The following is a 19,768-nucleotide window of genomic DNA, read 5'->3' as shown; positions in this document are numbered from 1 at the left end:
ATGACCTGGATTCAACGCGATGTAGCGCAGTTTGTCATCATCTTGATGGCTGTCAGCGTGTTCTCCCTGTACTGGTTCGTTTCTTCGTCCAAGGCCTTCGATGCGCGCGTACGACAGCGCATCGACCCCGCCGGCATCAAAAAGCCCCTGGCCCAGAAGTACCTGGGGACGCTGCTTCTGGGCGGATTGCCGGCGCTGCTGGTCTGGATGCTGATGGGCAAGTCGCCCTCCGAATGGGGGCTGGGCGTGCCCGACTGGCAGGCCACGCTGGTCTGGGGCAGCATCCTCTCGCTCTGTGCGCTGCCGGTACCCTATTTCTCCGCGCGGGCGAGGGACATGCAGGCCTTTTATCCCCAGGTGCGGGCGATGGAGTGGAATGGGCAACTCGTCGCCCAGAACGGACTGGCCTGGATGATCTATCTGCTGGCCTACGAATTTCTTTTTCGCGGTCTGCTCGTCATCGGTTCGGCCTCGCTTTCCAACCCGTGGACGGCGGTCGCGCTGAGCTCGGCGCTGGCGACGGCGACCCATATCCCGAAGGGGGCGAAAGAGACGTTTGCCACGGTGCCCTACAGCCTGTTGCTGGGTTTCGTGGCGCTCGAGACGGGGTCGGTGTGGGCCGGCTACCTGAGCCACATTTGCCTGGCGATCGCCAACGACTACTGGGCGGTGCTGTTCAACCCCGAGATGCGCTTCGTCCGCGAGGGCGCCCGAAGCCGCGTCGGCGCGCCCATGCCGTGACGGCGTCTAGCAGCTCATGTCGTAGATCTGCACGCGCGTCCACAGGTGCGCGAGTTCGCGAAAGGCATCGTGAATCGGATCGACCTGGTAGGCGTCGTGGCCGGCGATGTCGTCGAACATGACGACGAGGCCGTAGCTGTAGGACCGGTCGATGATGGGCCGGGCCTCCGTGGCGGCCGGCTTGCCGACATACCCGCCGGTTACGCCGTCGATGGTGAGCAGGCTGCGGGCGCCCGCTTCGAAGGTGGCGATTTCCGCCGGCGTGATGCCGTCTTTCAACCAGAAGTAGACGTTGTGTATGACCATACGTTTGCGTGTTCTGCTGATGCGTGGGGGTGTCCAAAAGCGACGCCATGATACGAGGTACACCGCTCCCATTCCAGTGCCGCGCGCAGATTGATCCCCGTCCCGGGCGCCCCTGAACCCCGCCGATTACCGACCACCAAACCCGACCTAATATGTCCGTTATTGAATGGAAGCAGGCTGCGGCCTATACCGATATCCGATACGAGAAAGCCGAAGGCATCGCCAAGATCACGATCAACCGGCCCGAGGTGCGCAATGCCTTCCGTCCGCTGACCGTGAAGGAAATGATGGAGGCGCTCAATGATGCCCGCGACGACGAGCGGATCGGCGTCATCATCCTCACGGGAGAGGGGCCGGACGCCTTCTGCTCGGGCGGCGACCAGCGCATCCGGGGCGACGCCGGCTATGTCGAGGAGGGCTCCGGCATCATGCGGCTCAACGTGCTCGACTTCCAGCGGCAGATCCGCAGCTGCCCGAAACCGGTGATCGCGATGGTGGCCGGCTGGGCGGTCGGCGGGGGCCACGTGCTCCACGTGATCTGCGACCTCACGATCGCGGCCGAAAATGCGAAGTTCATGCAGACCGGCCCCCGGGTCGGGTCGTTCGACGGCGGCTACGGGGCCAGCTACTTGGCGCGCATCGTCGGACAGAAAAAAGCGCGGGAGATCTGGTATCTGTGCCGGCCCTACGACGCGCAACAGGCCCTCGACATGGGCCTCGTCAATACTGTCGTGCCGCTGGAGCGTCTGGAGGAAGAAACCGTGCAGTGGTGCCGCGAGATTCTCGCCAACTCGCAGCTCGCCATCCGATGCCTCAAGTCGGCCCTGAACGCGGACTGCGACGGGCAGGCGGGGCTCCAGGAACTCGCCGGCAACGCCACGCTCCTCTTCTACATGACGGAGGAAGGGCAGGAGGGCAAAAAGGCGTATCTGGAGAAACGAAAGCCCGATTTCGGGCAGTTCCCCTATCGCCCCTGATCCATGAACACGATCCCCTCCGCGCAGCCGGCCGCGATGTCCCGGTTCGCCATCTGGTGGGCGGCCGTGCGCCCCAAAACGCTGTGGGCGGCGCTGGCCCCGGTGCTGATGGGGACGGCGATGGCGTTCGAGGCCGGCGTCTTCCACCCCGTGTCGGCCGTGCTGGCGCTGGTGGGCGCGATCTGCATCCAGATCGGCACGAACCTCTACAACGACTACGCCGACTTCCTGAAGGGCGCGGACACCGAAGCCCGTAAGGGCCCCGTCCGCGTCACCCAGGCCGGCCTGGTCCGCCCCGAGGCCATCCGGCTCGCGGCGTACCTGACCTTCGTGTTTGCCGTCGTCGCCGGCGGTTACCTGATGTGGCGGGGGGGCTTGCCGGTGGTGATCATCGGGGTCGCGTCGGTGGTTTCGGGGATTCTTTACACCGCCGGCCGCTATTCGCTCGCGTACCTGGGGCTGGGGGATCTGTTCGTGCTGATCTTTTTCGGCCCGGTCGCCGTGGGCGGGACGTATTACGTCCAGGCGCTTGCCATCGACCCGCTGGTGCTCCAGGCCGGCCTCGCGCCGGGCTTGCTGGCGGTGGCGATCCTGCTGGTGAATAACGTCCGCGATGTGGAAGAGGACCGACTGGCTGCGAAGCGCACCCTCGTCGTGCGGCTTGGGCGCCGTTTCGGGGTCGGACTGTACGGCGTGTGCCTCGTCGCGGCCGCGCTGATCCCGATCTGGCTGGCGGTGGCGACCGGGGGGCACTGGCCCGTGCTGCTCTGTTCGGCGGTGGCGCTGGCCGGCCTGCCGATGGTGGGCCGGCTCGGACGCGAGCGCGCCCCGGCCATCCTCAACCCGATGCTGGGCGCCACCGCGAGGCTGCTGCTCCTCTACAGCATCGTGTTCGCGGTGGGATGGAATGTATGATGCGCTGCCCTGTCCGATAGCCGAGCGGGGCCGTGCGACGCCGGAGGCGCCCGCGCTCGTCGACGCCGCGGGGACGCTGTCGTATCGGGCCCTGGATCGGATGATCGCCGGCGTGGAAGCGGCGATGGCGGCGGAGGGGGTTGGCGCGGGAGATCGGGTGGCGACGATCGGGCCGGCGGACCGGCACGCCATCGCCGCGTTCTGGGCGGCGATGCGCCGGCGGGCGGTCGTGTGCCCCCTGAGCGACCGGCTTCCGGCCGCGGCGATCGACGCGCGGATCGACGAACTGGGCATCGGTTTCCTGCTGGCGGCGGATGGGACGACCCGCGCCGGCGCGCGGCCGATACCGTGGCGCGCCGGCGACGCCTTCGCGTCCGATGACGGGGAGGAGCGACCGGCGGCGTTCGATCTGGATGCGCCGGCGGCCGCGCTGTTCACCTCTGGCAGCACCGGCCGGCCCCGCGCCGCGCTGCTCCGTTTCGGACAGCTCTACTTCAACGCCCTCGGGGCCTCGCAGAACATGCCCCTCGGCGCCGGCGACCGGTGGCTGCTGGCGCTGCCGCTGTACCACGTCTCGGGCATCGGGGTGCTGTTCCGGACCTTTCTCGCCGGATCGTCGCTCGGCGTGTTGCCCTCGTCCACCCCGCTGGAGGAACGCCTCGGGCAGGGGGACATCACCCACCTCTCGCTCGTGCCCGCGCAGTTGATACGGCTCCTCGACGCCGGCGTGATGCCGGGCGCGCTGCGGGCAGTGTTGCTGGGCGGCAGCCAGGTGCCGTCGGGTTTGCTGGAACGGGCACTGGAGCGGGGCTGGCCGATCCATACGACATACGGACTGACCGAAATGGGCTCTCAGGTGACGACGACGCGGGCAGGGGCCGGACTGGCCGAGCTGCGCTCTTCGGGCGCGTTGCTGCCCTATCGCGAGCTGCGGATCGACGGGGCCGGCGAGATCCACGTCCGCGGGAAGACACTTTTCGCCGGCTATCTGACGGCGGACGGGCTGCAGCAGCCGTTCGACGAGGCGGGGTGGTATGCGACGGGGGACCTCGGGCGGCTCGACGAACAGGGGCTGCTCCATGTGCGCGGCCGGCGCGATAACCTCTTTATCTCAGGGGGCGAAAACATCCAGCCGGAGGAAATCGAGCAGGCGCTGGTGCGGTGCGCCGGCGTGCTGCGGGCGCTGGTGGTGCCGGTGCCGGATGCCGTCTACGGCCAACGGCCGTTCGCGTTTGTGGAGACCGGACCGGCGTACGGTGGGGAGGACGCGCTGCTGCGTCAGCTGGCGGAGGGGTTGCCACGGTTCAAGCTGCCGGTCGGGATCGCGCCGTGGCCGGCGGATGCGCCGGCGGGATTGAAGCCGCCGCGGCCGTGGTTTGCGGAGCGGGCGGCCTCCACGTTGCGGACCTCCCCGTCCCGACGACGCGTTGCGTCTTCGGGATCCGCCCCTCCTCTTGAGGAGGGGCCTGGTTGAGTGGCGGCCTGGTTGCCTGTGACTTGAACCTTGAATCTACCGCCTTGAACCATCCAGACGTCCCGCTCACACGATCACGCGTGCTGCTCGACGAGGCGGTTGAGCCAGAAGACGAGGATATCGTCGGCGAAGGTCGGCTCCTTGCTCTGTTCGAGGATGCGGCGGAGCATGCCGGCGATCGGGTCCGTATCGTTCATGGCGCTGGCGGAAAGGCGGGCGATGCCTTCCTCGCCGAGCATCTCGCCGGAGGCGAGGCGTTGCTCGAGCAGGCCGTCGGTATACGTAACGATCGAGGCGCCGGCGGGCATCTTGATCGTGGTGTCGACAAATTCCGCGTATTTGTCCAGCCCGAGGATGACGTCGCTGTACGGGACCACCTCCGTCTTGTCCGGTGAGACGAGGACGGGGCGGCAGTGGCCGGCATTGGTGTAGGTAATCTCGTTTTTCGCCGGCTCCCAGCGCATCAGCAGGAGCGAGGCGAAGGTGTCCTCCATCATCTCGTCTTCCATGATGATCTGGTTGACGCGACGGATGAGGTCGGCCGGCGATTGGGTCGTCTTGAGCATCGCGTAGAGCGTGCCGCGGATATAGCTGAGGAAGCTGAAGGCGTAGAATTTCGCCTGAAGCCCTTTCCCCATGACGTCGCCGATGGTAAAGAAGTAGACGCCGGGGGATGCCTCCGTCCAGTCGAAGAGGTCGCCGCCGCCGTGCTCGCGGGGCCGGTTGAAGTAGCTGACGGCATAGCCATCCACTTCAGGCAGCCGCTTGGGCATCAGCTTGTTGGAGAAGTCCTGGCCGATGCGCGCGTCGAGCTGGGTCTGGAAGAGCCGCGTCCGTTCGAGCAGGCGCTCGATCCGGGAGAGGAGCTGGTCGAGGTCGAACGGCTTCGTGATATAGTCGTCGATCCCCATGCGCAGGCCTTTGAGCCGGCTGTTGTCGTCGGCTTTTGCCGTAAGGAAGATGAACGGGATCGCGCGCGTGCTCTGCTGCTCCTGGAGGGTTTGCTGCAGCTGGAATCCGTCCATCTTGGGCATCATGATGTCCGAGATGATCAGGTCCGGCGTGTTTTCAGCCACCTTCGCCAGGGCATCTTCTCCATTCTCCGCCGTGCGTACGGTGTACAGCTTGCTGAGGCGAATTTCGAGGAGTCTGCGCAGGATCTCTTCGTCTTCAACGACCAGGATCGAATAATCGCTCATGAAAACAGGATGTCCAGAGAGGGATCGTTATTGTCCGGTACAAAAAACGCCAGCTGCTGGCAGCCGCTCGGGGCCCGCTGGTAGCGCAGATTGTTCGCGAATGACTTGATCCAATGCAATCCCATGCCACTTTCTGGAAGGACCTGGGTGATTGAGCCGTGTTTTTTGAAGTACCCGTCGAGGTCGAATCCTACGGAGTTGTCCTCCACGACACAGGCGAGGCCGTCGGCGCTCGGGGAAACGCACAACCCCACGCGGGGGTCAGGTACGGCGAATGTCGCGTGACGCTTCAGATTTGCAACCCACTCGTGGATGGCCAGCTTGGCGGCCATCAGCGTATCCAGTGAGAACGGCTCGCACGTTGAGTACTGTTCTTCCCAGCGCTCAAAGAGGCCATGCACATCATCGACGAGGGTATCCAGGTCCGTGAAATAGTGCATCGTATTGTACATAGATAACCCGGGGCACAAGGTGTTCGGTTCTACGAAACCGACCGCGTCAACTACCGATGCGAGGGAATGCCCTGCTGAAGCGCTTCGAGCGCATCCTCGACCGTCGGAAATTGACGAAAAACCTTATACGTGCGGGTCAGTTGAACGACCACCTGCACGGGGCGGGAGATCGAAGCGAAAACGACCTGGCCGTTCAGCGGCGAGACCTTCCGATACAGGGAGAAGATCGATCCCAGACCCGTCGAGTCGAGGATGCCGGTGTCCGTGAAGTCGAGGATGAAGTTGTGTTTCCCCGCATCCACATGTTCCTGGCAGGCAGTTTTGAAGGCCTCGGCGTTACGAAAGTCGAGCGTTTTGCCAACGGTTACGACCGCCGTTTCCTGGTCATGAGGCTCGATTTTAAAGCTCATGTGCGTCTCAGTTAAGAAGATATACCGTTACCTAGAGCGTAAGAGGTCTCACTGGGTATCGGCTCGCGCTATGAAAAGTAAAACCCTTTTCGCACCTCTCGCGTTCAAGCGAAACAGTATCGTTGACCGGAGGGGACTGGACGTGCAGGGGAAGAAGAGAAGATGATCGGGAGATCGATATGCCCGATGCTCCGCCATCAGAATGAAACGGAACGTGCCCATACAACCAGTCTCTTACGCAAGCGTTCCGGCCCTTGCCGTGCTCATGGTGTATTTCGTTACGGCCGGCTGCCGCCCCGTAGGGAGCGAGGTGCCGACGCGGGAAGAAATTCAGCTGGATCAGCGTCCGGCGCAGGAAAGTTGGGGGGCCCGATTCAGCGTGGCGGAAGGGGAGCGGCCGCGCGTGACCATCCTCGCCGGCTACATGGCGAAGATCGAACAGGCGGACAGCACCTACCTGCTGCTGCGCACGGACGAGTCGGCCCCGGAGGAGCGCGTCACGGCGTTTTTGTTCGACGAGGCCGGCGACTCCTCGGCCGTGCTCGTGGCGGACATCCTCTATTATTACGAGACGGAGCGCCGGTTCGAGTCGCGCGGCAACGTGATCGTGGACACCTACGACAACAAGCGGCTGGAAACCGAGCATCTCGTGTGGGACGAGACCGACCGCAAGGTCACGACGCCGGGCTTCGTCCGCATCACCACCCCGAAAGAGCAGGTCCAGGGATACGAGCTGGACGCGGACGAGGATCTGGAGCATTACACGCTGTCGCGGGTTACGGGGCAGGTACTGGTCGAGGAGCAATAGACGCCACGTCATGAGGCTGCACTGGATACTGGCAACGATCGCGACGGCGGCGCTCTGGGGGGCAGCCGGCGGGGCCGGCGCGCGGGCGCAGGGCCTTACGCCGCGCGATTCCACGGAGAAACAGGTCCAGATCCTCAACACCGACCGCCTCTCGCGCGGCAACGTCGGCGACGACCCGGTGCAGATCCTCGAAGGCCATGTGCGGCTCGTCCAGGACAGCACCCGCCTCTGGGCCAATCGGGTCATCCGCTATCTGGAACGGGACCGGGTGGTCCTCACCGGACGCGTGATGATCGTCGAACGCGGCGACTCGCTGAGGGCGGACAGCATAGTCTACAACACCCGCATCAAGGAAGGGCGCGCCACCGGCAACGTCTGGCTCACCGATGGCGATGTCGACGTCTACGCGCCGTCTGCCTGGTACTACGCGAACGAAAAGCGCACGGTGTTCGACCGCGACGTGCGGCTGGTGGACAGCCTCACCGTGCTTCGCAGCAAGGGCGGCGAATACTTCTCGGACGAGAAACGCGCCGAGTTTTATCACGACGTGGTGCTGGACGAAGATCGGACCCACCTCGAGGCCGACTCCGTCACCTATTTCCGGGAGACCGAAATCTCCATCGGGCGTGGGCGCGTCTTCGTGCAGCGCATCGGCGGAGGCGAGGGCGTGTCCGAATCCGATTCCCTCTCGCAGTCCTACCTTTTCGGCGACTACGCCTTCAACGACAACCGGAACGGGATCAGCAACATCGTCGGCGACGCCCTGCTTGCCCAGTTCCGGCGGGATTCGACGGGCGTCGACACGGACACGCTGCTGATGCGCGCCACGCGGCTGGATGTGTTCCGGAAAGACTCGCTCCAGCGTCTGATCGCCGTGGATTCCGTCCGGGTATGGCAGCGCAAGTTCGCGGCGGTGGCGGATTCGTCGGTGTACGACCGGATCGCGCTGGAAGGGAGGCCCTTGCGCGAGTCGAACCGGTTCTACGAGGAGCCGATGGCCTGGTACCAGTTCTACCAGATCACGGGCGACAGCCTGCGGGCCACGGCGACCGCCGGCTCCATCGATTCCCTCCTCGTGCGGGGCAACGCCTTTGCCGCGCAGGAGGATACGACGATCGAGCGCATCCACCAGTTGCGCGGCGAAAACCTGATGGGGCTGTTTCGGGAGGATTCCCTCCAGAGCCTGAGGGTCTGGCCCCAGGCCGAGGCGATCTACTACCGCAGCAACGACACCGGCGGGGTCGATGGCGCGGTCCGCGCGTCGGGCGATACGATTTTGCTTCAGTTTGCCAACAATGAGCTGAAATTATTCAAGGCATTGTCCGGAACGCAGAACGTGATGTATCCCGTTGCGTTGATTCCCTCTCCGTTCGAGCTGCAGGGCTTCCGCTGGCAGCCCGAACGCCGGCCGGCGATGGAACGGCTGCTCGATCCGGAGCGCAAGACGCGGCTCGACGCGTTCCGCGCCGCGGCCGGTGAGCGCGACGAACCGTGACAGGGTGCAGCGTCCGTTAAAATAAGGTCCTTCGACGCGCCGCGATGGGATCGCGGCGGCTCAGGATGACGGGAAAATGGAAGAAGCAACACACATGGCATCCGCCGGCACGCTCGTTCTCCGGGCGCGCAACCTGGTCCGCCGCTACAAGAAGCGGGAGGTGGTCTCCGGCGTGAGCCTCGATGTGGCGCAGGGCGAGATCGTCGGGCTGCTGGGGCCGAACGGGGCGGGCAAGACGACGACGTTCTACATGATCGTCGGGATGGTGAAGCCGCACGCCGGCCAGATCCTGCTCGGCGACCGGGATATTTCGCGGGTGCCGATGTACAAGCGGGCGCGCTACGGGATTGGCTATCTGGCGCAGGAAGCGTCGATCTTCAGCCATCTCAGCGTGGAGGGCAACCTGCACGCGGTGCTGGAATTCCAGTCGCTCGACCGGAAGGCGCGGGCGTACCGCGTGGACAGCCTGATCGAGGAGTTCGGGCTCGAACGGGTGCGCAAGTCGAAGGGCTACATGCTGTCGGGCGGAGAGCGCCGGCGCACCGAGATCGCGCGCGCCCTGGCGTCCGATCCGCGCTTTTTTTTGCTGGATGAGCCCTTCGCCGGCGTCGACCCGATCGCGGTGGAGGACATCCAGTCGATCGTCGCCGGCCTGAAGGACCGCGGGATCGGGGTGCTGATCACCGACCACAACGTCCACGAGACCCTGGCGATCACCGACCGCGCCTACCTGCTCTACGAAGGCCGCATTCTGAAACAGGGCACCGCCGAGGCCCTCGCGAGCGACGAAGAAGTGCGAAAACGCTATCTTGGCGAGAAGTTTACCCTGGAGCGGTACAAGTAGGGGTTCAAGGTTTAAGGTTCATGGTTTAAGGGATGTTTTGGCGATCAAACATCCGGTACCCGAACACGGCATGGCTTCCATCCTTGATCCTTGATCTTTAATCTTCAATCTCAAATCCGTTTCCCCCATGGTCGTAGTCATGCAAGCCGGTGTGGAAGAGGAGCTGATCGAGGCCGTCATCGGGCGGCTGAGTCGGTTCGGGTTCGATGTGCATCGATCGAGCGGCGTGCATCAGACGGTGCTGGGCGCGATCGGTGTGCGGCCTGATTTCGATCTGCGTCAGGTGCAGGTGCTGGAGGGGGTGGCCGAGGTGTATCGGGTCACCGATCCCTACAAGATCGCCAGCCGGACCTGGCGGCGCAGCGATACGGTAATCGAGGTGAACGGCATTCCGATCGGGAGCGACCGGGTCGCGGTGATGGCCGGACCGCGGGTGTTCGAGTCGGAGGAACAACTGGAGCAGGTGGCCACCCTGCTGGTGTCGGAGGGCGTGCGGTTTCTGCGGACGAGTCTGTTGCGCCCGAAGAAGGCCGCGCACACGCCGCAGTGGCCGGCGGACGATCGGGTCGATCTAATCCGCGCCATCGCAAGCCGGCATGGCCTCAGCCTCGTGCTCGAGGTGGCCGACCAGGCGCTGGTCGAAAAGGCCGCCGACGCGGCGGACATTTTCCTCGTGGCGGCGCAGGGCATGCAGAACGACGTGCTGCTGTCGGAGGTGGCGCGGACCGGCAAGCCGGTGATCCTGCAGCGCGGCCTCGCCGCCCGGATCGAGGACTGGCTGATGGGGGCTGAAAAAATCTTGACCCAGAACAACGCCCGCGTCATGCTCTGCGAGGGCGGCATCCGGACGTTCGAGCCGTACACGCGGCATACGCTCGATCTGTCCTCGATCCCTGTGGTGCAGTCCAAGAGCCACCTTCCCGTCCTCGCCGATCCGAGCCACGGCATCGGGCTCCGCAACAAGGTGACGCCGATGGCGCGCGCGGCCGTCGCCGCCGGCGCGCACGGGGTCTTGATCGACATCCACCCCGACCCGCAATCGGCGCTGCGCGACGGTCCCCAGGCGCTCTTTTTCGAGCAGTTCGTCGAACTCATGCAGCAGATCCGGCTCATCGCGGAAGCCGTGGGGCGGACGGTCGCCTCGCCCGCCGGCCGCTGAAACCTCGCTATCGGGGCGGCGTTGGGAATCGGGCCGGCAGCCACCTCCCGACGCGCCTTCCGCGTTTCTCCGACGCGTCGCCCATCCGTTCGGCACGATCCGTGATCGGGGCGCCTCCGGTGCGTCTCCCCGCATTTCATCTCACCCTAGATTTCCAGCGCTTATGTGCGGCATTGTCGGATATATCGGGCATCGTCAGGCCCAGCCCATTCTCGTTCAAGGTCTTCAGCGTCTCGAATACCGAGGCTACGATTCGGCGGGCATCGCCACCGTCGAGGATGTGCTGACGGTTCGGAAGAAGAAGGGGAAGGTGAGCGACCTGACGGGTTCGCTGAACGCCGGCGGGATGAACGGGACGCTGGGCATCGGGCCACACGCTGGGCGACGCCGGCTTCCCGAGCGACATCAACGCGCACCCGCACGTCTCGGCCGACGGCGATTTCGCGCTGGCGCACAACGGCATCATCGAAAACTACCAGACCATCCGCGAACGCCTGACGCGGCAGGGGTATACGTTTGTGCGAGTCAGACCGACACCGAGGCGCTGGTGCATCTGATCGACGATCCGCAGGCAGGTTGCCGCTGCCGCAGGCGATGCAGCAGGCGCTCACGCAGCTCGCCGGCACCTACGGCATCGTCATCGTCTCCAGAGCGATCCCGATTTGCTGCTGGCGGCCCGGAAGGGGAGTCCGCTGATCCTGGGCGTGGGGGATGGCGAGTTTTTCTGGCTTCCGACGCCTCCGCGATCGTGGAGCACACGCGCCAGGTCGTCTACCTGAACGACGGCGAGATGGTGGAAGTCCGCCGCGGCGGCTATCAGGTGCGCACTATCCTCAACGTGCCGCTGGAGAAGGAGGTGCACACTGGAATGGGATCTCGAGGAGATTGAAAAGAGCGGTTATCCGCATTTCATGCTGAAGGAGATTATGGAGCAGCCGGCCTCGCTCGAGAACTGCATGCGCGGCCGTGTCCTCGTGGATGAAAACCGGATCCTGCTCGGCGGCCTGATCGATGTGATGGATACGCTGCGGGATGCGAACCGCATCATCATCTGCGCGTGCGGGACGTCGTGGCACGCCGGCCTCGTGGGCGAATACCTCATCAAGCGCTGGCCGCATCCCGGTGGAAGTCGAATACGCTAGCGAATTGCGCTACCGCGACCCGATTCTGCGCCAGGGAGACATCGTGCTCGTGATCTCGCAGAGCGGCGAGACGGCCGATACGCTGGCCGCCGTGCGCGAGCGCAGCCCGGAAGGGCGTCCCGGTGCTCGGGATCTGCAACGCGGTCGGCTCGACCATCGCGCGCGAGACGGACGCCGGTGTGTACCTCCATGCGGGGCGAAATCGGCGTGGCGTCGACGAAGGCGTTCACCGCGCAGGTGCTCGTGCTGAGCATGATCGCGCTCAAACTGGCGGAGGGGCGGACGCTCACGCCGGCGGCGATGGCCTATCACCTCGGGCGCTGGCCGGCCTGCCGGACCAGGTCCGCGAGGTGCTCAAGATCGACGAGGAGATCCGCTCGCTCAGCGCCACGTACCGCTACGCGACGAACTTTTTGCGCCTCGGGCGCGGCTATAATTTCCCCGTCGCGCTCGAAGGCGCGCTCAAGCTGAAGGAGATCTCGTACATCCACGCGGAAGGATATCCGGCGGCGGAAATGAAACACGGGCCGATCGCGCTCATCGACCGGCAAATGCCGGTGGTGTTCATCGCCCTGAAAGACGGGACGTACGACAAGGTCATCTCCAACATCGAGGAGGTGGTGGCCCGCCAGGGCTCGGTCATCGCGATCACCGAGGAGGCAATCACGAACTCGACGAGCTGTGCGAGCATGTCATCCACATCCCGCCGACCGAGCCGTTCCTCTCGCCGATCCTCGCGTCGATTCCGCTGCAGCTGCTATCCTACCACATCGCCGTCCTGCGCGGCAACGTCGACCAGCCCCGAAACCTGGCCAAGAGCGTGACGGTGGAGTGACGCGCGGCGAAGCCCGGCGCTAGTTCTCAAAGGTGCCGGCTTGCGGGTGAGCTGCTCAGCTGGTTGAAGTTGAGCCGGTAGGCCGTGTCCTGGCCGGATGCCGTGGCGGCGAGTTCGGTTTCGCGCGCCTCGATCCAGAGGGTCTGGGTGCCGGCGCCCGGAATGCTGAAGTGGACCTGATGCGTGGCGTTGGCCTTGATGTCGGCGGCCGTGGTGCCGCGCATGAAGCCCGCGGCCTTGAGGGCGCGAAGCGGGAGAGCCAGTCCATCACCGCGGACGAGTCCGCCGGTTCGCTGCCGTCTCCGTCGATGGAGATGGACCATCCTTCGGCGGTCAGTGCGAGTTCGTAGCCGGCGTCCGGCCCGAGACGACGACCTTCTCGATGTTGCCGCGCGGGATGGCCAGGACGGTTTTGTCGCGCCAGCGGTCGGTGTCGTCCGGCAGGTTGGGGGCGGCCCTTCGTGAGGTGCACCCGGCGGTCGCCGGCAATGCGCAGGTAATACGACTGGAGATCGGGGCCGTTGCCGCCGATCAGGATCGTCTTGCCGCCGCTCGGCCAGATGAGGTCCACCTGCTTTTCCCCCTCGCCGAGGCCGTATTCGGCATACCGTTCCTCGTTGTTCGACACGATGGTCTCCAGCTCGATGGCGGTGAGGTTGGCGATGAGCTGGGCGACGAGGGCGCTATCGGCCTTGCCGGCGATCAGCTCGACGACCTGCCATCCATCCTCCTGTTTTCGAAGGCGAACGGCGATCCGCCGCGCGTGATGACGATGCGCGTCAGTTCGTTGCCGGGGATCTTCAGCGCCGGGAGGTCGAGCGTGGAGGCGTTTTTGTTGAAAGAGCCTGTTGCAAAAGCAATCCCCACGAGGACGACGAGGGCGCCGAGCAACCAGAGGAGTTGACGTTGTTGCATGGGATCGGTGCGGGAAGCGAGGTTGGTGGAGTCGATGGCGGTCGCGCGGCGCTTCAGGGCGCCAGCACGATCTGCCTCGAACGGCGTTTCTGCCAGCGGAAGAGGCCGAAGCCACCAGCAGGAGCAGGGGCGCGAGCATGTTGCCGTATTTGATCCAGGCGCGGGCGCCTTCCGACGTCTCGCGGAGGACCCGCGGTTCGTTGCTCTTGGACCGGATCGCGAGGCGCGTCGTCCTGGACGAGCCAGTCGGCCATGTTAAGCCCCAGGTTGATGTTGCGGGCACGGCGCCGACGATCGACTCGTTGATGAAATCGCCGTCGCCCACCAGCACGATGCGCGTGCCGGCGCTCTGGACGCCCGGCTCATAGGCGCTGGGGAAGGACCCGTGTAGGCGGCCGCGAGCGGGAACGGCCCGTCGGAGAAGTTCATCTCGGGCGGGAAGCCGGCTGGATCATAAAAGCCTTCCTGGAGCTGGCTTCGCTGGGTGCTGGACGCCAGGATCTCACGCGTCGCGCCGGGCGGCAGGGCCAGCGAGGTGTCCACGGTGCTCGCGAAGAACAGCATGGCGCTGCCGATCCGGTTCACCATGTTGTTGCCGGCGTTGAAATTCGTGACGACGGGCAGGAACGGATACGGGATCTGCTGGCTGACCGTGTAGAGCCCATCGGGCGCTGCACCGAGATGGGGGCGTTCTGCTCGTCCATCACGAGGTCGGTGTGGAGCCCCACGCCGTAGGAGGCGAGCAGGGATTCGAGCGCCGTGTTGTGTTCGAAGGCCTGGCCGGCCTGGATGATCACATCCACGCGGTTGAGGAGCACGGCGAGCCGGCCGCCCTCCATCAGATAGGTGTCGATGGCGCGCAGGTGGGCTTCGGGGAGCGAATCCCGGGGCGCGACGATAAACAGCGCGTCGGGCGCCTCGCTGAGCCGGCCGGTGGAATCGACCACGGTGATCGTCTTGCGCTCGTAGTTTCGCCCGAGCTGCTGATAGAACGACGGCATCGCTTGCGCCGGCGCGGGCTCGCCGTGTCCGCTCAGGAATCCGATGGAGGGCAGGGCGTCCCGGGTGAGCCGGCGGATGGCGCTCGTGATGTCGTATTCGAGCGTGGCGCGGTCCTCGAACACGGGGATGACTTCCCGCTTGTTGCCGTAGAGGATGGCCACGCCCATATAGGCGTTCTTGAACTGGACGTTGTCCTGTTCGAAGACCTGGATCTGGACGGGCGGGATGCGGTAGCGGGCGGCTTCCTGTTGCAGCTCCTCATCGTCCACGGGATCGACGAACGCGTATTGTACGTTGGCGCCGCCGTAGGCCCGGTAGTCGTCGAGCTTATCCTTGAGGAAGCGGCGGTTGTCGCTATAGGGCGCCGGCAGGTTGTCGGTGAAAAACGCCTTGATCGTGATCGGGTCGGGCAGGGATTCGACGATGTCGATCGAGGCGTCGGACAACGAGTAGACCCGGTCGTCGGTGAGGTCGAGCCGGCCGAACAGGTTCATGCCGACCAGATTGACCGCCACCAGGATCAGGCCGATCAGGAGCAGGGCCGTACGGGTATTCCAGTCGCGTTTCATGGGTTTGTCCTTGCCGAGATGCAAAAGCTTGCGTCTCGGAGATGTTGCAGGTACATGCAGCGTCCCGGTCTGGCGGCGCGACGCACGGCGCCCGGCCAGACCGGGGCGACGCGGTCATTCGGGCCGGCGGGCCAGGTTGTAGGCCGTCAGCACACAGGCGAATCCCGTAACCGACAGGTAGTACAGGATGTCGCGCGTGTCGATGACTCCGCGCAGCAGGTTTTTGTAGTGGTAATCCAGGCTGAGATACTGGAATATGCCGGCGAGCGACTGGGGGACGAACAGCGTCACCTTATCCAGCATGTACAGCACGAAAATGATGGCGAATCCGAGGATGAACGCCACGATCTGATTCCGCGTCAGGCTGGACGCGAGGAGCCCGATCGACGCGCACGACATCCCGAAGAGCAGGAGGCCGAGGTAGCCGCCGGCAGTGGCCCCGAAGTCGAGGTCGCCCAGGATGGAGAGTGTGATGGCGTATACGAAGGTCAACGCGAGGGCGGCCATGAGCAGCACCGTCGCGGCGAGCAGCTTGCCGACGATGATCTGCCAGTCGCGGATGGGCATCGTGAGCAGCAGCTCGAGCGTGCCGGCGCGGCGCTCCTCGGCGAAGAGCGACATGGTGATCGCCGGCACGAAAAAGAGGAAGATGAACGGGGCGAACTCGAACAACGTACGCAGGGACGCGACGTTTTCGATAAACAGCGGGTTGCTGAAGAACCAGCCGGTGAACAGGAGAAACACGCTCAGCACGACGTACGCCGCCGGGCTGTCGAAATAGGCGTGCAACTCGCGCTTCGTCAGGGTCCAGGTTTCATGCATGATCGTAGCGACAACAAACGATGAGGCGGCCGGCCGTCAGGCCGTGGTGGTGAGCTGACGGAAGATGTCTTCCAGGTTGGCCTGGTTGCGGTGCAGCTCGGTGAGCGTCCAGCCCCGGTCTACCGCCATGCGGAAGAGTTCGGGCCGGAGGTCTTCCTTGAGGTCGGTGGACAGGGTAAAGAGCGTCTCGCCGTCCTGAACGAGCTGGCCCGTGATGCGGGCCTTTGCCCAGGCTTCCAGGGCGGGGGCCACGTCCGCGCCGGCGTGCTGGAGGCCGAAACGGATCTGCTGCGCGCCGCGGTACATGGTGCGCAGCTCGTCCGGCGTGCCGTCCGCCTCGATCGAGCCCTTGTTGATGATGAGCACGCGATCGCACGAGGCTTCCACTTCCGAAAGGATGTGGGTGGAGAGGATGACCGTCCGCTCTGTGCCGATGGCCTTGATGAGCTCCCGGATCTCGACGATCTGGTTGGGGTCGAGGCCCGACGTCGGCTCGTCGAGGATGACGATGGGGGGGTTGTGGATCATCGCCTGGGCAAGGCCCACCCGTTGCCGGTAGCCTTTGGACAGGGCGTCGATCTTTTTCGAGAGCACGGAGCCCAGGCCGCATACGTCGGCCATCTGGGCGATGCGGTTCGATCGGTCGCCGGCCGGCACGCCGCGCATCGCCGCGACAAACGACAGGTAGTCGTATACCTGCATGTCGTGATATAGCGGCGTGTGCTCGGGGAGGTAGCCGATCTTGCGTCGGATTTCGAGACCGTCCTTGCGGACGTCGAGCCCGTCCACGAGGACGGTGCCTTCGGAAGGCGGGAGATAACACGTGATGACCTTCATCGTCGTGGTCTTGCCCGCGCCGTTCGGCCCGAGAAAGCCAAGCACCTCTCCCTGACGGACCTCGAACGATATCGCGTTCACCGCGCGTTCGGATCCGTACGTCTTGGTGAGTCCGTTTACCTCAATCATGATGCAGGGTGTTCGTACAGCACGTGGAGCGGTCCACGACCGCGACCGGAAAATAGCGGATTTCCTGATAAAACACAGTGCGCCGGGGGGCGCGTCGCCAGCATGGCGATAACGACCGTCCGCCGGGCCCTATTGTGGGCATTTGGTGCCTTCACGATTTCTTCCACATTCCGATGATCAGCTGCATATCGGCCAGGGCTGCGAAGGCGCACACGCCGACCATGATCGTCAGGGCCTCCGGGCTCACGGCGTCGATCAGGAAGCCGGTCAGGAGCGGCAAGGTCATCGATCCGATGCTGCTGCCGAGATAAAAACGGCTCGTGATGTTGCCGCTCAGCGGGATGTTGCGCTCGGCGAAGGCGAGCGCGGTGGGGAAAATGGTCGACGCCGCCAGGCCCAGGTTCAGCGCCCCGACCCAGATCAGCGCCGGCAGGACGGTGCTTGCCGCCACCATGCCGATGCTCACGATCGCCCAGATGAGGTGCACCCGCAGGATCTGGCGGGGAAGGTAGCGTCTCGACACGTAGACCGACATCAGCCGGCCCACCATCAGTCCGCCCCAGAACGTCGAGTTGAGGTACGCGGCGGTATCTACCCGGGCGAGGCCGCGCTCGATGGCGTAGGTGTAGATCCAGCCCGAAAAGCCGGCTTCGATGCCGGCGTACATGAAGAAGAAGAACACCAGCATGGACATCGTCCGGAGGTCGGGGCGCGCCTCGACATGTCCGTGCGGTCGGACGGTGACCTCGGGGCTGGGGATGCGGATCACCCATATCGCGACCGGGATGGCGAGTACGCCGATGCCCAGGTAGGCGAACAGCGGGTGACCGGTGAAGCGGAAGGCCTGGGCGACGAGGATGGGGGCGAGAAACGCGCCGGCGCCGAAGCAGAAATGGAGCCCGTTCAGGTACGGTCCCACTTTTTCGCGAAACGTCCTGAGCAGCAGGGTGTTGGTGCCGATATCCGCCGTCGCGCTGGCCGAGCCGTGGAAGACGAGCAGCAGCAACAGCAACGGCAGCGAGTGGATGTGCGGCACCAGCAGCATGATCGCCGCCATCGTGCCCAGCGCGCCTCCGATGAGCGGATGGCCGGCGCGGCCGTCGATCAGCCGGCCGATGAAAAAGGTCATCACCATATACCCCACCATGCGCGCCGTAAACACGAAGCCGATGCTTTTCAGGGTGACGCCCGTCTGCTCCGCGAGCGCGGGCAGTGTGGGGCCGAGCGCGGCCGGCGCCAGCCCCAGCACAAAAAACACCCCGATATATGGCGCGACGCGGCTGAAGGGCGGCGGGGATCCTGCCGTAGCCGTCAGCAAGGTAGAAGGAGGCAAAGAGGCACCCATGGCGACTATCGCGTTGCAGGAAGAGGATAACCGGCGCGCCGGCCAGGAAATCGGCAGTATACTCCGGTGAAGAACATGAAGATCGGTTGCCTGGGTGAAGTGATCGTTGATTACATCGGGGTCGAGGGCCGTCCCCTCGCCGAGACGCGCACGTTCCGGCAGTGCGCCGGCGGCGCGGCGGCCAACGTGGCGGTGGGTCTCCAGACCCTCGGCGTGGCACCCGTGCTGATGAGCCGCGTGGGCAACGATCCCGCCGGCCGCTTCCTTCGGGAAGAACTGGAGCGCCGGGGCGTTTCGACCTGCTACCTCGGCGTGGACCCCGACCGGCCTACGCGGCGCGCGTTCATCGCCTACGGCGCGAACGGCCGGCGCGACGTCGACATCGTCAACCGCCGGAGCGCGGACCAGACCCTGCCGCTGGAGGACGTGGCCGACGCGCTGCATCCACCCGATGCTGTGTTGCACGTCAACGGCACGGCCTTCCTGGGCGAGGTCACGGCGGCGACGGCCGGCGCGCTCGCCCGGCGGGTACGCGCCGGCGGGGGATGGGTATCGTTCGACCCGAACATCCCACTGGACCGGATTCCGCCGGATGCCCAGGAACGCCTCGTCGCCTTCCTGGGTGACGTCGACCTCCTGGCGTCGGGGCCGGCGGAGTGGGCGTGGATCCAGCGCGCCGCGCCGGCGTCGTCGTTCGCCCTCCGGATCCTGACGGATGGCGCGCGCGGGGCCTGGCTGACGGCGGGTTCGGAATCGGTCCACGTCCCCGCACCGCAGACGGCCTGCATCGACCCGACGGGCGCCGGCGATGCCTTTCTGGCGGGCGCCCTCGCCGCACTGGTCCGTCTGGGGGGACGCATGGGGGAGGGCGGCGGCGCGTCGCTTGCCGCGATAGGGGCCGCCGGCGCGGCGCGGGCCGGCGAGGTCATCGGACGCCTCGGCGGGCATTAGCCGCCCCGCCGGCTCCTCCCGACGATGGCAATTCTGTCACAACGCTATAGGCTTGCCGGAAGGTTGCGATACTGCTAGGACTTGCCGGCTGCCCCCGGGAAGCAGTCAGTTCGTTCCATCCAGGCACAGTACGCGTCATGCAACGTGAAGTGAAATACCGCAAGTTTCCGATCTCCTTCGGCGAGCGGCTTTCGGACATACCGGATTACCAACAGTGGCGGCAGCTGGGCTGGACCCTCAAGTGGTCCTACATGACGGTAGAAGATGGGAAGCGCTACGTCGAAACGCTCCTCGAACGCACCCTCGCCGCTAACAGCGAGAAGACGGAAGTGTGAGGCTCGCTTTGCTTCGCGGTGATGAGGCTCGCTGCGCTCGCGGTGATGAGGCTCGCTGCGCTCGCGGTGATGAGGCTCGCTTTGCTCGCGGTGATGAGGCTCGCTG

The 19,768-nt window shown here is 65.1% G+C and carries 26 protein-coding genes; 14 read left to right on the top strand and 12 right to left on the bottom strand.

Going from position 1 to position 19,768, the window contains the following annotated elements:
- Positions 1 to 741, top strand: coding sequence for a CPBP family intramembrane glutamic endopeptidase (locus R2834_23010; GenBank protein MEZ4703217.1), 741 nt, complete (start codon positions 1 to 3; stop codon positions 739 to 741).
- A gap of 6 nt (positions 742 to 747) precedes the next feature.
- On the opposite strand, the gene R2834_23005 is transcribed toward R2834_23010, so the two are convergent.
- Complete coding sequence (locus R2834_23005; protein MEZ4703216.1) at positions 748 to 1,047, bottom strand: Dabb family protein; 300 nt, start codon at positions 1,045 to 1,047, stop codon at positions 748 to 750.
- A 152-nt stretch (positions 1,048 to 1,199) separates the two neighbouring features.
- On the opposite strand from R2834_23005, the gene menB reads away from it, so the two are divergent.
- Genes menB through menE form a run of 3 tightly spaced genes read left to right on the top strand, consistent with a single transcriptional unit; the run spans position 1,200 to position 4,413 of the window.
- Positions 1,200 to 2,024 (top strand): 1,4-dihydroxy-2-naphthoyl-CoA synthase, encoded by an 825-nt coding sequence (gene menB / locus R2834_23000; GenBank protein ID MEZ4703215.1) that lies wholly within the window; start codon positions 1,200 to 1,202, stop codon positions 2,022 to 2,024.
- Between the two features lie 3 nt (positions 2,025 to 2,027).
- A complete protein-coding gene (locus R2834_22995) occupies positions 2,028 to 2,939 on the top strand; it encodes a 1,4-dihydroxy-2-naphthoate polyprenyltransferase (GenBank protein ID MEZ4703214.1) in 912 nt (303 codons plus the stop codon).
- Positions 2,932 to 4,413, top strand: a complete 1,482-nt coding sequence (menE, locus tag R2834_22990; protein ID MEZ4703213.1) for an o-succinylbenzoate--CoA ligase — start codon at positions 2,932 to 2,934, stop codon at positions 4,411 to 4,413. Before R2834_22995 ends, menE begins: the two co-directional genes overlap by 8 nt.
- A gap of 74 nt (positions 4,414 to 4,487) precedes the next feature.
- Here menE and R2834_22985 read toward each other — a convergent pair whose 3' ends face one another.
- The 3 genes from R2834_22985 to R2834_22975 form a co-directional block, all read right to left on the bottom strand.
- Positions 4,488 to 5,612, bottom strand: a complete 1,125-nt coding sequence (locus R2834_22985; protein MEZ4703212.1) for a SpoIIE family protein phosphatase — start codon at positions 5,610 to 5,612, stop codon at positions 4,488 to 4,490.
- Complete coding sequence (locus R2834_22980) at positions 5,609 to 6,052, bottom strand: ATP-binding protein (GenBank protein MEZ4703211.1); 444 nt, start codon at positions 6,050 to 6,052, stop codon at positions 5,609 to 5,611. Before R2834_22980 ends, R2834_22985 begins: the two co-directional genes overlap by 4 nt.
- Before the next feature lie 62 nt (positions 6,053 to 6,114).
- Positions 6,115 to 6,474 carry an STAS domain-containing protein gene (locus tag R2834_22975; GenBank protein MEZ4703210.1) on the bottom strand — a complete coding sequence of 120 codons (360 nt, stop codon included), beginning with the start codon at positions 6,472 to 6,474 and terminating at the stop codon, positions 6,115 to 6,117.
- A gap of 265 nt (positions 6,475 to 6,739) precedes the next feature.
- Here R2834_22975 and lptC point away from each other — a divergent pair, with 265 nt between their 5' ends.
- From lptC to R2834_22935, 8 genes are all read left to right on the top strand, one after another.
- Complete coding sequence (gene lptC, locus R2834_22970) at positions 6,740 to 7,282, top strand: LPS export ABC transporter periplasmic protein LptC (protein ID MEZ4703209.1); 543 nt, start codon at positions 6,740 to 6,742, stop codon at positions 7,280 to 7,282.
- A 10-nt stretch (positions 7,283 to 7,292) separates the two neighbouring features.
- Positions 7,293 to 8,777, top strand: coding sequence for an OstA-like protein (locus tag R2834_22965; GenBank protein MEZ4703208.1), 1,485 nt, complete (start codon positions 7,293 to 7,295; stop codon positions 8,775 to 8,777).
- Positions 8,778 to 8,853: 76 nt separating this feature from the next.
- A complete protein-coding gene (gene lptB, locus R2834_22960; GenBank protein ID MEZ4703207.1) occupies positions 8,854 to 9,621 on the top strand; it encodes an LPS export ABC transporter ATP-binding protein in 768 nt (255 codons plus the stop codon).
- Positions 9,622 to 9,748: 127 nt separating this feature from the next.
- A complete protein-coding gene (locus R2834_22955; GenBank protein ID MEZ4703206.1) occupies positions 9,749 to 10,780 on the top strand; it encodes a 3-deoxy-7-phosphoheptulonate synthase in 1,032 nt (343 codons plus the stop codon).
- Between the two features lie 377 nt (positions 10,781 to 11,157).
- Complete coding sequence (locus R2834_22950) at positions 11,158 to 11,337, top strand: hypothetical protein (GenBank protein ID MEZ4703205.1); 180 nt, start codon at positions 11,158 to 11,160, stop codon at positions 11,335 to 11,337.
- A 354-nt stretch (positions 11,338 to 11,691) separates the two neighbouring features.
- Positions 11,692 to 11,922, top strand: coding sequence for a hypothetical protein (locus tag R2834_22945; protein MEZ4703204.1), 231 nt, complete (start codon positions 11,692 to 11,694; stop codon positions 11,920 to 11,922).
- Positions 11,813 to 12,172 (top strand): SIS domain-containing protein, encoded by a 360-nt coding sequence (locus R2834_22940; GenBank protein MEZ4703203.1) that lies wholly within the window; start codon positions 11,813 to 11,815, stop codon positions 12,170 to 12,172. The genes R2834_22945 and R2834_22940 overlap by 110 nt, the downstream gene beginning before the upstream one ends.
- Positions 12,054 to 12,746 (top strand): SIS domain-containing protein, encoded by a 693-nt coding sequence (locus R2834_22935; GenBank protein ID MEZ4703202.1) that lies wholly within the window; start codon positions 12,054 to 12,056, stop codon positions 12,744 to 12,746. The genes R2834_22940 and R2834_22935 overlap by 119 nt, the downstream gene beginning before the upstream one ends.
- Before the next feature lie 37 nt (positions 12,747 to 12,783).
- Here R2834_22935 and R2834_22930 read toward each other — a convergent pair whose 3' ends face one another.
- The 8 genes from R2834_22930 to R2834_22895 form a co-directional block, all read right to left on the bottom strand.
- Positions 12,784 to 13,080 (bottom strand): hypothetical protein, encoded by a 297-nt coding sequence (locus R2834_22930; protein MEZ4703201.1) that lies wholly within the window; start codon positions 13,078 to 13,080, stop codon positions 12,784 to 12,786.
- 10 nt (positions 13,081 to 13,090) lie between these two features.
- Positions 13,091 to 13,246 carry a hypothetical protein gene (locus R2834_22925; protein MEZ4703200.1) on the bottom strand — a complete coding sequence of 52 codons (156 nt, stop codon included), beginning with the start codon at positions 13,244 to 13,246 and terminating at the stop codon, positions 13,091 to 13,093.
- Positions 13,247 to 13,459: 213 nt separating this feature from the next.
- The gene (locus R2834_22920) at positions 13,460 to 13,672 is read right to left on the bottom strand and encodes a hypothetical protein (protein ID MEZ4703199.1); all 213 of its coding nucleotides are present in this window, start codon (positions 13,670 to 13,672) and stop codon (positions 13,460 to 13,462) included.
- Between the two features lie 255 nt (positions 13,673 to 13,927).
- Positions 13,928 to 14,260 (bottom strand): hypothetical protein, encoded by a 333-nt coding sequence (locus R2834_22915; protein ID MEZ4703198.1) that lies wholly within the window; start codon positions 14,258 to 14,260, stop codon positions 13,928 to 13,930.
- On the bottom strand, positions 14,254 to 15,243 hold the full coding sequence (locus tag R2834_22910; GenBank protein MEZ4703197.1) for a GldG family protein: 990 nt from the start codon (positions 15,241 to 15,243) through the stop codon (positions 14,254 to 14,256). The genes R2834_22915 and R2834_22910 overlap by 7 nt, the downstream gene beginning before the upstream one ends.
- 114 nt (positions 15,244 to 15,357) lie before the next feature.
- Positions 15,358 to 16,065 (bottom strand): ABC transporter permease subunit, encoded by a 708-nt coding sequence (locus R2834_22905; GenBank protein MEZ4703196.1) that lies wholly within the window; start codon positions 16,063 to 16,065, stop codon positions 15,358 to 15,360.
- 36 nt (positions 16,066 to 16,101) lie between these two features.
- Complete coding sequence (locus R2834_22900) at positions 16,102 to 17,031, bottom strand: ATP-binding cassette domain-containing protein (GenBank protein MEZ4703195.1); 930 nt, start codon at positions 17,029 to 17,031, stop codon at positions 16,102 to 16,104.
- Between the two features lie 151 nt (positions 17,032 to 17,182).
- On the bottom strand, positions 17,183 to 18,349 hold the full coding sequence (locus R2834_22895) for an MFS transporter (GenBank protein MEZ4703194.1): 1,167 nt from the start codon (positions 18,347 to 18,349) through the stop codon (positions 17,183 to 17,185).
- 102 nt (positions 18,350 to 18,451) lie between these two features.
- Here R2834_22895 and R2834_22890 point away from each other — a divergent pair, with 102 nt between their 5' ends.
- Positions 18,452 to 19,327: a PfkB family carbohydrate kinase gene (locus R2834_22890; GenBank protein MEZ4703193.1), complete on the top strand. Its 876-nt coding sequence runs from the start codon at positions 18,452 to 18,454 to the stop codon at positions 19,325 to 19,327.
- 137 nt (positions 19,328 to 19,464) lie between these two features.
- Entirely contained in the window at positions 19,465 to 19,662 is a 198-nt protein-coding gene (locus tag R2834_22885; GenBank protein MEZ4703192.1) for a hypothetical protein, read from the top strand.
- The last annotated feature ends 106 nt before the right edge of the window (positions 19,663 to 19,768 follow it).

The sequence above is a fragment of the Rhodothermales bacterium genome (assembly GCA_041391505.1).
Classification (GTDB): Bacteria; Bacteroidota; Rhodothermia; order Rhodothermales; family JAHQVL01; genus JAWKNW01.
This window is presented reverse-complemented; position numbering and strand designations above follow the sequence as displayed.

What these genes read in the sequence shown, in the direction of transcription:
- lptB (MEZ4703207.1), top strand. Translation starts at nt 8,854, where the DNA reads ATGGAAGAAGCAACACACATGGCATCCGCCGGCACGCTCGTTCTCCGG.
- R2834_22995 (MEZ4703214.1), top strand. Translation starts at nt 2,028, where the DNA reads ATGAACACGATCCCCTCCGCGCAGCCGGCCGCGATGTCCCGGTTCGCC.
- R2834_22930 (MEZ4703201.1), bottom strand. Translation starts at nt 13,080, where the DNA reads ATGGTCCATCTCCATCGACGGAGACGGCAGCGAACCGGCGGACTCGTC.
- R2834_22980 (MEZ4703211.1), bottom strand. Translation starts at nt 6,052, where the DNA reads ATGCACTATTTCACGGACCTGGATACCCTCGTCGATGATGTGCATGGC.
- R2834_22955 (MEZ4703206.1), top strand. Translation starts at nt 9,749, where the DNA reads ATGGTCGTAGTCATGCAAGCCGGTGTGGAAGAGGAGCTGATCGAGGCC.
- lptC (MEZ4703209.1), top strand. Translation starts at nt 6,740, where the DNA reads ATGGTGTATTTCGTTACGGCCGGCTGCCGCCCCGTAGGGAGCGAGGTG.
- R2834_22945 (MEZ4703204.1), top strand. Translation starts at nt 11,692, where the DNA reads ATGCTGAAGGAGATTATGGAGCAGCCGGCCTCGCTCGAGAACTGCATG.
- R2834_22915 (MEZ4703198.1), bottom strand. Translation starts at nt 14,260, where the DNA reads ATGGTGAACCGGATCGGCAGCGCCATGCTGTTCTTCGCGAGCACCGTG.
- R2834_22920 (MEZ4703199.1), bottom strand. Translation starts at nt 13,672, where the DNA reads ATGCAACAACGTCAACTCCTCTGGTTGCTCGGCGCCCTCGTCGTCCTC.
- R2834_22890 (MEZ4703193.1), top strand. Translation starts at nt 18,452, where the DNA reads ATGAAGATCGGTTGCCTGGGTGAAGTGATCGTTGATTACATCGGGGTC.
- R2834_22885 (MEZ4703192.1), top strand. Translation starts at nt 19,465, where the DNA reads ATGCAACGTGAAGTGAAATACCGCAAGTTTCCGATCTCCTTCGGCGAG.
- R2834_23005 (MEZ4703216.1), bottom strand. Translation starts at nt 1,047, where the DNA reads ATGGTCATACACAACGTCTACTTCTGGTTGAAAGACGGCATCACGCCG.
- menE (MEZ4703213.1), top strand. Translation starts at nt 2,932, where the DNA reads ATGTATGATGCGCTGCCCTGTCCGATAGCCGAGCGGGGCCGTGCGACG.
- R2834_22910 (MEZ4703197.1), bottom strand. Translation starts at nt 15,243, where the DNA reads ATGAAACGCGACTGGAATACCCGTACGGCCCTGCTCCTGATCGGCCTG.
- R2834_22975 (MEZ4703210.1), bottom strand. Translation starts at nt 6,474, where the DNA reads ATGAGCTTTAAAATCGAGCCTCATGACCAGGAAACGGCGGTCGTAACC.
- R2834_22940 (MEZ4703203.1), top strand. Translation starts at nt 11,813, where the DNA reads ATGCGAACCGCATCATCATCTGCGCGTGCGGGACGTCGTGGCACGCCG.
- R2834_22905 (MEZ4703196.1), bottom strand. Translation starts at nt 16,065, where the DNA reads ATGCATGAAACCTGGACCCTGACGAAGCGCGAGTTGCACGCCTATTTC.
- R2834_22965 (MEZ4703208.1), top strand. Translation starts at nt 7,293, where the DNA reads ATGAGGCTGCACTGGATACTGGCAACGATCGCGACGGCGGCGCTCTGG.
- menB (MEZ4703215.1), top strand. Translation starts at nt 1,200, where the DNA reads ATGTCCGTTATTGAATGGAAGCAGGCTGCGGCCTATACCGATATCCGA.
- R2834_22900 (MEZ4703195.1), bottom strand. Translation starts at nt 17,031, where the DNA reads ATGATTGAGGTAAACGGACTCACCAAGACGTACGGATCCGAACGCGCG.
- R2834_23010 (MEZ4703217.1), top strand. Translation starts at nt 1, where the DNA reads ATGACCTGGATTCAACGCGATGTAGCGCAGTTTGTCATCATCTTGATG.
- R2834_22985 (MEZ4703212.1), bottom strand. Translation starts at nt 5,612, where the DNA reads ATGAGCGATTATTCGATCCTGGTCGTTGAAGACGAAGAGATCCTGCGC.